This is a genomic window from Pseudomyxococcus flavus, assembly GCF_050038885.1.
Taxonomy (GTDB): Bacteria; Myxococcota; Myxococcia; order Myxococcales; family Myxococcaceae; genus Myxococcus; species Myxococcus flavus.
Genome location: NZ_CP143624.1, coordinates 5,574,497 through 5,586,386 on the forward strand (window position 1 = coordinate 5,574,497; position 11,890 = coordinate 5,586,386).

The 11,890-nt window shown below is 65.4% G+C and carries 6 protein-coding genes and 1 pseudogene; 5 read left to right on the forward strand and 2 right to left on the reverse strand.

Features of this window, described 5'->3' with window-relative positions; translation table 11 throughout:
- Nucleotides 1-300 precede the first annotated feature (300 nt).
- The 3 genes from VZL07_RS23230 (at nt 301) to VZL07_RS23240 (ending at nt 4,841) form a co-directional block, all read left to right on the forward strand.
- On the forward strand, nt 301-2,211 hold the full coding sequence (locus VZL07_RS23230) for a sensor histidine kinase (protein WP_426749801.1): 1,911 nt from the start codon (nt 301-303) through the stop codon (nt 2,209-2,211).
- Nucleotides 2,208-2,822, forward strand: a complete 615-nt coding sequence (locus VZL07_RS23235; protein ID WP_426749802.1) for a response regulator transcription factor — start codon at nt 2,208-2,210, stop codon at nt 2,820-2,822. Before VZL07_RS23230 ends, VZL07_RS23235 begins: the two co-directional genes overlap by 4 nt.
- 141 nt (nt 2,823-2,963) lie before the next feature.
- Entirely contained in the window at nt 2,964-4,841 is a 1,878-nt protein-coding gene (locus tag VZL07_RS23240) for a kelch repeat-containing protein (RefSeq protein WP_426749803.1), read from the forward strand.
- Nucleotides 4,842-5,273: 432 nt separating this feature from the next.
- On the opposite strand, the gene VZL07_RS23245 is transcribed toward VZL07_RS23240, so the two are convergent.
- Nucleotides 5,274-6,677 carry an ATP-binding protein gene (locus tag VZL07_RS23245; RefSeq protein ID WP_426749804.1) on the reverse strand — a complete coding sequence of 468 codons (1,404 nt, stop codon included), beginning with the start codon at nt 6,675-6,677 and terminating at the stop codon, nt 5,274-5,276.
- A gap of 1,306 nt (nt 6,678-7,983) precedes the next feature.
- On the opposite strand from VZL07_RS23245, the gene VZL07_RS23250 reads away from it, so the two are divergent.
- Nucleotides 7,984-9,867, forward strand: coding sequence for a PA14 domain-containing protein (locus tag VZL07_RS23250; RefSeq protein WP_426749805.1), 1,884 nt, complete (start codon nt 7,984-7,986; stop codon nt 9,865-9,867).
- A gap of 366 nt (nt 9,868-10,233) precedes the next feature.
- Here VZL07_RS23250 and VZL07_RS23255 read toward each other — a convergent pair.
- Nucleotides 10,234-10,413, reverse strand: a pseudogene (locus VZL07_RS23255) (IS5/IS1182 family transposase); the annotation flags it as partial.
- A 325-nt stretch (nt 10,414-10,738) separates the two neighbouring features.
- Between VZL07_RS23255 and VZL07_RS23260 the strand changes: the two are divergent.
- Nucleotides 10,739-11,755 carry an alcohol dehydrogenase gene (locus tag VZL07_RS23260; protein WP_426749806.1) on the forward strand — a complete coding sequence of 339 codons (1,017 nt, stop codon included), beginning with the start codon at nt 10,739-10,741 and terminating at the stop codon, nt 11,753-11,755.
- Nucleotides 11,756-11,890: the final 135 nt, after the last annotated feature.

Genomic DNA, 11,890 nt, shown 5'->3' on the forward strand with positions numbered 1-11,890 from the left:
GACGTCCCGCCACCTCGTCTTCCGGGCAGCGCCTTCTGGAAGGGGAAGAACCACGATGGCAGCAAGTCCGAAAGAGGCACTCAGGGAGCTGCCTTCTTCTCCTGCTGATTGAGATGGCCAAGCTGCGTGGCGAAGACCCGGGGGATTACCTGCTGCGCGCCGCCCACGCCGCCATGGAGAACCCCGGCACCGTCACTCTGCCAATCTGCTACGACTGATGGCTGGCCGTCCGGTGCGCCCCGACCCGAGCAACCGCGCTGGAAGGGGACACGGTGATTTCCTACGTGCAGAGTGTCCACCATGTCCTGGCGCATCCTCTTTGTCTTCTGCGTCGTATCGTTGCTGCCCACCCAGGCGGTTGCCCAGGAGGCGCGTCCAGCTGGAAAGTCCGTGCTCCTGCTCATTCCCGAGGATACGGCGCTGCCTGCCATGGCGACGCTCGTCGCCAGTCTCCGCTCCTCCTTGTGGGAGGCCCAGGACGGCCCGCTAACGCTGGATGTCGAGAGCTTGGATCTGGGGTGGGCCCGCGGGCCCGCCTACACACACGCCCTGCACACCTGGTATCTGGCCAAGTACCGGGAGCGCCGGCCGGATGCCCTTATCGCCTTCCGCTCCGACGCTATCCAGTTGGTCCTGCAACTGCGCCAGGAGTTGTGGCCGGATATCCCGATGATCGCTCTCTCCGAGGATGGTCAGCTCTGGGAGCAGCAGCCTCGCCCGGAGCGGGTGGCGGGCCTCTGGATTCATTATGACATGCGGGCCACCGCGGAGCTCGCCCTGCAGCTGCTCCCCAGCACGCGGAGGCTTGCGCTCGTCAACGGCTCCAGCCCCTGGGAGCGCGCTCAGCAGGAGCAGATGGTGCGAGAGCTGCAACCGTTACTGGCGCAGCGGGGGCTGGAGCTCATCGACCTGAGCAATCTGCCGCTGGCCGAGTTGCTCGAGCGCGCGAGGACCCTGCCTGACGACACCGCTGTTCTCACCTTCACCTTCATGACCGATCCGAGCGGGAGGCCTTTCGTTGGGCGCGATATCGCACGCATGTTGCTCTCCGCCAGCAACCGGCCCTGCTTTGCCCTCCACGACACCGTCCTGGGGCTGGGGTTCGTCGGCGGAGCGCTCGTCAGCTACGAGGCCGTGGGCCAACAACTGGGCATGCTCACCTCCAGCGTGTTGCGCGGAGAGCAGGAGGAATTCCTCGCGCCCCTGAAACCTGCATCCGTGGATACGCTAACGGTCGATGCCCGAGCGCTGCGGCGCTGGAACATCCCCCGCGAACAGGTGCCTCCCGGAGTGCAGCTCGCCTTCGACGAGCCCTCGTTCTGGGAGCGCTATCGCTGGTGGGTCCTGGGCGCCCTGACGATCACCGGTCTGCAGGCGCTGGTGGTCGGTGGGCTCGTCGTGGAGCGGCGCCGCCGCATGCTTGCCCAGGCCGAGCTCCTCGAGCGCCAACGCTTGGAGAAGCTCGCGGAGCTGGAGGCACGTCGAACCCTGGAGCAGCTGGCCCATGTGAGCCGGGTGGCCGCCCTGGGCGAACTGACCGCCTCACTGGCTCACGAGCTCAACCAGCCCCTGGCCGCAATTCTCAGCAATGCCCAGGCCGCACGCCGCCTGCTGAACGCCACCCCTGCGGAGTTGGACGAGGTGCGCGAGGCCCTCGGGGACATCATCTCCGATGACAAGCGCGCTGGCGAAGTCATCCACCGCATGCGCGCGCTGCTCAAGCGAGGGGAGCCCCGGCAGGAGCTCCATTCGCTCAATGACCTGGTGTGCGAGGTGGTGCGCCTGCTGAACAACGACATGTACCTGCGCGGCGCGACCCTCCAACTGGCGCTGGCCCCGTCGCTGCCCTCCGTCCAGGGGGACGGCATCCAGCTCCAACAGGTGGTGCTCAACCTGCTCATCAACGCCATGGATGCCATGGCCGATGTCCCGGCGGGCCAGCGCCAGCTGCAGGTCCGTACCGCCTCGCCAGGTCCGGGGCAGGTGGAGCTGAGCGTGCAGGACTCGGGGCGAGGGATCGAGCCCTCACAGCTACCCCTCATCTTCGAGCCCTTCTACTCCACCAAGGAGCAAGGGCTTGGCATGGGGCTGTCCATCAGCCGCTCCATCGTCGAGGCGCACGGCGGCCGCTTGCAGGCCGAGAGCCCTCCCGGGCAAGGGGCCCTGCTACGGTGCGTGCTTCCCGCAGCGCACACGGAGTCCTCGCCATGACACAAGTCCCCGCCACCATCTTCCTCGTGGACGACGATGAGTCCGTGCTGCGGGGACTGGGGCGACTGCTGCGGGCCGCGGGCTATGCCACCAAGCCCTTCACCTCGCCCTCCGAGTTCCTCGCACAGCTGTCCGGGGATACGCCGGGCTGCGCCGTACTCGACCTGCGGATGCCGGGGCTGAACGGGCTGGAGCTGCAGGAGGCCATGGCGTTCAAGAATTGCCACCTGCCTGTCATCTTCATCTCGGGCCATGGGGATGTGCCGGCCAGCGTCAGGGCCATGAAGGCCGGCGCCGTGGACTTCCTCCTCAAGCCCTTTGATGAGCAACAACTGCTGGGAGCCATCTCCCAGGCCTTGACCAAGGACGCGGCGGCCCGTGCCGGCCGTGCCGAGACAGCCGCGCTGCATGCCCGACACGCCGTCCTCACTCCCCGCGAGCGCGAGGTGTGCGCGCTGGTGGCCCAGGGGCTGACCAACAAAGAGGTCGCCCAGCGGCTGGGCACCACCGAAAAGACAATCAAGGTGCACCGCGCCCGCGTCATCCAGAAGCTGGACGTGGACTCGGTGGCGGAGTTGGTGCGGTTCGTGGACCGGATGGGCCAGGGCTGAGCCCGCGCAGTGTAAGCACTAGGTCCAATAGCCATTGCCCTGACACTATGAGTAGAGGTGGCCGAGCTGACATGCCCCGGCACCTCCTCTGGCTGCTGGCCGGCTGGGTCTTTCCCCACCATGAACCCAGAGCCACTTCGCATGAAAAACCTATCGTTGTTGCTTGTTGCCTGTTGCTTGACGTTGGCAGTCATGGGGTGTGATGACCGTCCGTCTCCTTCTCCATCCCCATCAGACGATTTCTCCCTGCGTGTCGTCCTCGCGGAGGCCACCATCTCCGCGGGGATGACGACCACCGCGAAGGCTCAGCGGGTCTATGACGATGGCCGCATCGTCGACCTCGACGCCTCCACTTCACAGCAGTGGACATCATCCGCTTCTCAAGTGGCCTCAGTCGAACCGCAACCGGACGGCACTGTCAAAGTGACGGCTCTCAAGCCCGGTAGCGCCATTATCACCGTCAATGCGGACGAAGCCTCGGGCGAGGCAACCCTCGACGTCACCGACGCCCGTCTGCTCTCGCTGCAGGTGTCACCTTCCATTGTCTCCGTGCCCGCGGGCATCACGCAGCAGTTCACCGTCGAGGGCAGCTATAGCGACGGCACCACGGTCGATGTGACGAGCCGCGCGACGTGGACGGCGAGTGACACCGCCATCGCCACCGTGAGCAGCACGGGCCTGGGCACCGGCGTGGCGCCGGGTGGGCCCGTCACCATCACCGCCACCCTGGATGGCGTGAGCGGCACGGCTCAATTCACCATCCTTTCTCCTCCGCCCGTGCTCACCTCCCTGGATCTCACCCCCATGATGGCTTCGGTGAGCGCGGGCTCGGCACAGCAGTTCACCGCCGAGGGCCGCTACAGCGATGGCACCACGGTCGATGTGACGAGCCGCGCGACGTGGACGGCGAGTGACACCGCCATCGCCACCGTGAGCAGCACGGGCCTGGGCACCGGTGTGGCACCGGGTGGGCCCGTCACCATCACCGCCACCCTGGATGGCGTGAGCGGTGAGGCTCAGCTCAGCGTCACTGGGTGGACGTCCGCGGGGGCCATGTCCACGAGCCGCGACCATCACACCGCCACGCTGCTCGACTCAGGCCAGGTGCTCGTCGTGGGGGGGCGCGATGGGACGACCCCCTTGAGCAGTGCAGAGTTGTACGATCCCGCGACCAACTCCTGGTCTCCCGTCAGCGCCATGTCCAATGGCCGCTTTGCTCACGCCGCCCTGTTGCTCTCTGTTGGCTACGTGCTCGTCACTGGGGGCGTCGGCGCACCTACCAGGGCGGAGGTGTATGATCCCGCGACCAACTCCTGGTATTTTGCTGGCATCTTGAGTGGGGGCCGCTACGGCCACACCATGACGCTGCTTCCCTCGGGCAAGGTGCTCGTTACTGGCGGCACCGATGGCACCAACGCTCTAGCCACCGCAGAAGTGTACGATCCGCTCATCAACCTCTGGGCCAACGTCAGCCCCATGAGCACCGCCCGCTTCCGCCACACGGCCACATTGCTCCCCTCGGGCAAGGTCCTCGTCTCAGGGGGGAACAATGGCTCCGGGAGCTTGAGCAGCGCCGAGGTATACGACCCCGGCACCAATTCGTGGGCCCCAGCCGCCACCATGATGACGAGCCATGGCCTTCACGCGGCCACGCTGCTCCCCTCTGGCGAGGTGCTCATCTCAGGGGGGCAAGCGCTCAACGAACCCTCTGCCTCGGAGCTGTATGATCCAGACACCAACACCTGGTCCGCGGCTGGGCCCATGGTCGAGGGCCGCTCCCGCCACACCGCCACGCTGCTCGCTTCGGGCGAGGTGCTCGTCGCGGGGGGCGACGGCAGCAGCTATTTCCGCACTGCGGAGCTGTACAGCCCAGCCACCTCTTCCTGGTCCGCAACGGATTCCATGGCTGCGTCCCGCAGCGCTCACACCGCGACGCTGCTGACCTCTGGCAGGGTTCTCGTCGTGGGTGGTGAAGATGGCAGCCACCAACTTGCCACGGCGGAGGTGTACGTGCCCTGAGCGCACAGCCTCTCTGAAGGCTGCATTGAACCCACGGCCGGGAACTTACGGCGTCCGAGGTCGACTCAACGACCGCTCGTGATTCTCGAGCGGGCGGGCGCGCGGAGCGACAGGAAGGGGCGGGGCACATCCCGTGCTCCACCTCCACGGTCGTCTCCGCTGTCCATTGCTACCGGAAGGGCGCCCCAGCTTCTTCTTGGGCGCAGTAGCAACCGAGCCCCGAGCGCAGCGCGTGCTGAAGCGCGGTCAGTTCGTCGCAGAGGGTGGTGTGCAAAGGCCACCTGCCGCGCGCCAGCTGCGAACTGGGCCGCAAGGGCGGCGGGGTGAAAGGGCCGCCGCCTAGCACCTCGCTCACGCGTGATGGCGTGTGTTTGACGCGCAAGTGAGGCAGCGAACAACTTTAGGGGGGGGCATACCGGTTCGTGACGGCGCTCAGTCGCTGTTGACATGAGCGTACGGAAGCTCGACGGTGAATGTGGCGCCGTTTCCGGGCTCGCTCTCGACGCGAATGACACCCCCGTGGGCTTCGACGATCTGCCGGCTTATCCAGAGCCCGAGCCCGAGCCCCCCATGGTTCTGTGAGGACACCGCGCGTTCGAAACGCTCGAAGATGCGCGTCTGGTCCTTGGGCGGGATGCCGATGCCAGAATCTCGCACAGACAATCGTGCCCCGTTCGTACTTGCGCACGCCTTCACCTCTATGGGGCTGCCTGCTCCGTACTTGAGGGCGTTAGAGAGCAGGTTCGTGACAACCTGCATCAGGCGAAGGCGGTCCCACATCCCCCTCACGTGCTCCTCCAAGCTCAGGTGGAGCTGGCATTGCGCTTGGGCCACGGCGCTCGAGGAACGTTCCAGCACCTCGCTCACGAGCGCTGACAAATCGCACGCCTCGAGCCGCAGCGTGAGCCGGCCTGCGCTGATGTGGACCGCATCCAGCAGTTCGTCCGCGAGCTGGGTGAGGCGTTCGGCCTGCCGCCGAGCACGTACCAGCTTCTCCTTCATGCGCTCGTCTCTTCGCTCCTGCGCCATGCCCAGCAGGGTGTGGAACTGGAATTGGAGCACGGTGAGTGGCGTCTTCAGTTCGTGGCCGGCGACGGAGAGGAAGTCATCGCGCAGCTTCATCGATTCCAGCAATTCCAGCTCGACGCGCCTGCGATGCTCGATTTCAGCCTCAAGCGCCTGGGCGCGCTGTTGGAGGATGGAGACCTCGCGCAGGCGGGCGCTCTCGGACTCGGCTCGTGAGTACTGCTCGGTGGGGACGACATGCGTGTGCGCGGCGCAGACGGCCTGGAACGCCCGTGCATCTTCCTGCGTGCGGAAGTTTCCCATCGAGTAGGCGCACAACAGACTGAAGAGATGCTCCTTCGCGAGGTCATTCCATTGCGCCTCCAACAGGAGCGCGGCCTGCGCGTTGCCATCCTTCCAGAGCAGATCCACCATCTCGCCATAGGCACGGACACGCGCCCCCTGGGCGCCACGATGGCTTTGCTCAAGAACCGGCCCGATGGCACTCTTGAACTGATGCCAGTCAGGCATCCCCTTGACCATGAATCGGTTGAGTGTTTGTCGCGCGTCGAGGAGGACCAGTCGCCCCTCCGCGCACGCGCGCTCCACGTCGGTGCCTCGAGCTTTCAAGCGCTGCGCGAAGCTCGCCCGATGGGGCTCCGTGGCGATGATGACAGCGGGTTCTCCGACGTGGAATCCCGCGTCGAGGAACTGGACGACCACGTCTGACAGAAACGCGGAGTCCTCGTAGAACTGGACGACGTGGTTATCAGTGGCCCTCCACGAATGCTGGTCCTGCCTGCATGCTGGACTTTCGAGTGCGGAGGTCATTACCGAAACTATACCGCCAGGGGGGAGTCGTCATTCTTTTCGCCCCCTTTGGGGCTGCCCAGAGGCTGAAGAGTCGACGCCAAAAGCTCTTGACGCCCAGGGCGTTGGGTACTCAACGCTGAAGGGCTCGGCCGGCCGCTTGGTGGCCTGGTACAACAGCGAGCATCGGCACGCCGCCATCCGCTTCGTTTCGTCCGACGACAGACATTTCGGCCGCGAGGCCGCGCTCCTCGCCCAGCGCCACCTGGCGTATCAGCGTGCCCGAGAGCGTTGGAGTCGCGACACCCACGGCTGGACGCCCGCGGGCCCCGTCCGTCTCGACCCCTCTTCGAACCTCCCTGGGCAGTGCAGGGACTGGAGTGCATCCGCTGGGCCCTCTCCCGTGACAACGACCTTGACGCTCACCGCACTCCCGACCGAGCGCTGCTTGAGCGTGACGCTCGCGGGCCCCGGCACCTGCTCCCAGCGCGGCGCCGATGCCTGGGCCAGGGCGTTCGATGCGGAAAGCACGAGCAGGGCGGCGGCAATGCTCCGCCCAGGCGCTTCAGGAAAGTGTGGCGCGCCGGCGCCGCTTGCTCGGGGGCCATTCAATCTCAGGGGGCATGAGGTCTCTCCAGGGAGTCGTGGGGCCAAGTCCCGAGCTCATGGCACGCACACGCCATGGCTGAGGTGCTGCCTGAAGCAACCCCGCCACTGCGCCCTCTGCACACGCTTTCCAACGCGCATCCGCACCAGCGTTGCGCTCTTCTGGTGGCTTCAGTTGTCGCCGCCTTGCGGCTCGTCCCATACGCCACTTGTACGTCGCCATCCGGTCAAAGACGTGGAGTGAGCGGTTGCAGATACGCGAGGACCGTGTTCGGCGGCGCCGCGAGCGAGCCGTTCAGGGATTGGCCTGGAGGAGTGAGTCGGGCGGTCCGGCGAGATGTCGTGCTCACCGGCTGACGCGCGTTTTGACGCACCCATGACGCAGCGACCGAATTTTGGGTAGGCGCACGCCAGCCAGTTGGACTGCGATGCGCCATGCCGTACGTGTCAGCGAAGCAATATCAGCCATATGGACCGCCGATGCCACGCACGAGAAGGAGATTCGCCCAGTGATTTGCCCCAGAGCTCCCGGAGAGGACAACAAGGCTGTTCCTTGACGGGCATGCGCTCCCCGGGCACTATCCTTGTCTCATCTAAATAGTATCTGTCCCTCCCTGCTCTCGATGCAGTATTGATTCAGCATTTGGCCCGCATCAAAAGAGAGGCAGCGCTCGCGGGAACAATTGGCTTTGTGCTCACCCCTGGTACTCCTATGGACCGAATGATGTACACGCTTCGGGCTTTCCCGATCTTTTCTCTTGTCGTCCTTGCAGCGTGCGAAGCCCCCACCGACGAGGAGGGCAAGGGTCTCGAATCAGGTGAGACAGCCTCGTCGGCACTCGTCCTATCGAGCGTATCCCCCAGCAGCGATGTTGCTATGAGCGGTATCTGGGCGGGTGGGGGAAGCGCGCCGATTTACGGCTTGATGGATGACGGTGTCTCCTTCGCGGCGAGCGATCGCGGCGGTTCGTTCGCGCGCAGCGCTCCTGCCCGGGCATCATCGACCCTGACCTTGGGCTATCACGACAGCGCCAGGCCCGGCGGCGCTTCGAGAGTCGTCGTAAACTACGACGGGTGGGCAATCAACGGCGGTGCAGGTTCGCTCCGTGTGAAGCTCTACGAGGGCGCAGCCCTGCTCGCCACGGGGCCCACCCATGTGCTCACCAACACGCCTGCCAACTTCAGCGATACTTTCGCCGACCTGGACGTCACGGATGCCAAGCTGCTCCGCACGGAGCTCATCTTTGAGAACAGCGCGGCCGCCGGCTCGCTGGTCTCATCCATCATCTGGCTCGACGTCACCAGCCGCAGCGGTACCGGACTCCAGGGGCAGTACTTCGACAACATTGACTTCACCGGTGCCTCGGTGAGCCGTGTCGATTCCTCCATCGATTTCGATTGGGGAGCAACTTCGCCCGCCTCCGGCATCAGCGCCGATACCTTCAGCGTGCGCTGGACGGGCAAGTTAAGCGCCGATCACACGGAGACCTACACCCTCTATACGACCAGCGACGATGGGGTTCGTCTGACCGTGAACGGCACTCGCATCATCGATAACTGGACCAACCACGGCGCAACCGAGAACTTCGGGGCCATCGATCTCCAGGCCGGCCATTCCTACGACATCGTGCTCGAGTACTTCGAGAACACTGGCAACTCCGTGGTCAAGCTCTCGTGGTCATCATCGTCGACGCCGAAGAGCATCATCCCCAAGGAGAACCTCTTCCCCGGCCCGCCCCTCGCCCCCATCGCGACGCTGACCTGCCCCGTTGGTTTCCCCAACGAGGTCTTCCGCGACGACTTCGATGGGGCCGCCCTCGACAACACGAAGTGGAATATCATTCAAGGAAACAACAACCCCAGCGGTGGCGCGTTCACCCAACTCACCAAGATGCTCCGCGCCAACGTGAAGGTGGAAGACGGCAAGCTGAAGGTCTCCTCCAAGCGCCACTGCGAAGACCCGTATCCCAACGTCACGCCGGAACATCCCGCCAGGTGCGCAGGCACGAACTACTACTCGGGCGCATGGCTGAAGGGGAAAGACACCTTCGCGCCAGGAAAGGGCGTGATGGCCTTCCATGCCAAGCTGCCGGCGCCCATGCCTGGCACCTTTCCTGCCCTTTGGGCCCGCAATAGCTTCGGCGATGCACGCTATGGAGAACTCGATCTTGTCGAGACCTGGTGGGACTCTCCCAAGGGCATCCCCAACGATCCAAACAAGTACTCGGCCACCACGCACCTTGGCATGAGTCCGATGATTCACACCACGGGCAATGAAGTTGGCCCCTTCGCCAATCTGGTCTCTGCTTTCCACGTCTGGGAAGTCGAGTGGGACGCCGACGCAGTTCCGGCGGTCGCCAGATACTACTATCGGGACAGCCCGAGTTCCTCGCGCATCCTGGTGCGTGTCGCGAACTACCAGACCCCTGGTTTCAATGGGAGAGTTACCGACGAGGCCTTCCGCACTGCGCTCAGCGATGGGTGGCGGCCCTATATCGACTTCGCTGTGCAGCCGGAAGGCAACTGGAACGTCGGGCCGGACGCTGCGGCGGTCTATGACCCGCAAGACCTCGAGGTTGATTCGGTCATCATCTGCGCCCCCTGAACCAGCGCCTTTTCTCTATGTGAAGAGCCCGTTTCATCAGCCGCGGGGACGGTCTCCTCTCATGTACGTCAGCGAACGCATCACTGAATGCACGGAACTGCGAATGGGGCCCTGAATAGCGCGGGGACCCCTGCATGCTGGGGCCAGCACGAGGGCGAGTGTGCGCGACGGTCGCTGGGGCGTCAGGCGTCCCATGACGGGGGGCAGAATTCTGCCCTGTCAGCCACGGTCGGCAAGAGTGGCACGAGGCGGGACTCCGTCATGCGGGATGGTGACCATGGCGTGGATGCGAGCGTCGAGTTGCTCAAGAGCGCGCTCAAGGTCGGCTCATGACGCGCGGTCGACACTCCACTCGTGGTTTAGAGCTTATCTCGGGAGGAGCGCGTGGAACCAGGTGATGATGCCCAGCGCGAGGTGCAGCATTCCCAGGTAGGTGTCCTCGTGCTTCTCCCATCACACCGGCCGTCGCCGGAAGCGATTCATCCAGGAGTGCCCGCACTCCAGCCCCATACGCCAGCCCTCCTGCCGGCAGTCCGCAGCAGGCGGGCCGACTTCTCGGTTTGCTGGCCGCGTTCTGGAAGAGCGGGCTTATGCAAGCCCTATTCCAGTCCATAATCGCTCTTTCTTCGCGACACCTCTCTGTTCTTGAAAGGATAGCGCTCCTCTGGTTCCTCCGACGCTCGCCTCCGCGCCGCAGGGGCTGCCCCTGGGGCCGGATGGCGCGGTGTGGATTGCCTCGGAGAACTGTGCAACACCGGCATGAAGGCGGACGCCCGCACGGCCGCCTCCTCAACCCTCGCCGGACTGTCGTCTCCACTTCGGGGCCTGCCCATATTCACCCGCGTTCTTCACATCCATGGGGGAAGGCGCGATGGCCAGGAAGATGAAGGCGGTGCAGGTGAAGCAGGCGAAGGGCCCGCTCGAAGTCGTGGAGCGGGACGTCCCCGAGCCTGGCCCCGGACAGGTGCTCATCGCCGTGGACGCGTGTGGCGTCTGCCACAGCGATGCGATTACCAAGGAGGGGTGGATGCCTGTCCAGTACCCGCGGGTGCCCGGCCATGAAGTGGTGGGCCGCATCGATAAGGTGGGACCTGGGGTGACTGCGTGGCAGGCGGGCCAGCACGTGGGCGTGGGCTGGCACGGGGGCCACTGCGGCCAATGCCCCGCGTGTCGCGTGGGCGATTTCGTCACCTGCGACTTCCAGCAGATCTGCGGCATCAGCTACGACGGCGGCTACGCCGAATACATGCTCGCGCCCCAGGAGGCCCTGGCCCGCGTCCCGGACGGCATGAAGTCCGAGGACGCCGCGCCGCTCTTGTGCGCGGGCGTGACGACGTTCAACTCCCTGCGGAACATGGGCGCGAAGCCGGGCTCGCTGGTGGCGGTGCAAGGCATTGGTGGCCTGGGGCACCTGGCCATCCAGTTCGCGCGCAAGCTGGGCTACCGCACCGTGGCCATCTCGCGCGGGGAGGACAAGCGGAAGCTGGCGACGGAGCTGGGCGCCCATGAATACCTCGACACGGAGAAGGGGGAGGTGGGCAAGGCGCTCCAGGCCCTGGGCGGCGCGCGCGTCATCATGATGACGGCGTCGAGCAGCCGCCTGGCGGCGGACATGATTGGCGGCCTGGGCCGCGACGGTGTCCTGCTCTTGCTGGGCGCGGGCGCGGAGCCCATTCCCGTCACCAGCCTGCAACTCATCATGAAGCGCCAGCGCGTCCAGGGCTGGCCCAGCGGCATTCCCCAGGACTCGCAGGACACCATGGACTTCAGCGCGCTCACGGGCGTGCGCTCGCAGAACGAGGTGTTTCCCCTGGAGCGAGCTGGTGAGGCCTTCGAGCGAATGATGAGCAACCACGCTCGCTTCCGAGTGGTGCTCAAGATGCGATGAGCCATGCACTCGCCTCTCATGCTGGCTGTCTGCGCGGGCGCGTCCTCGGGCTGGCTGCTTGGTTCACAGGCCCATTCGAGAGCACGCGCCCCGCGTGGAGACGCGCAGCGCGGCGGGGGCAGAGCAGCGCCGCAG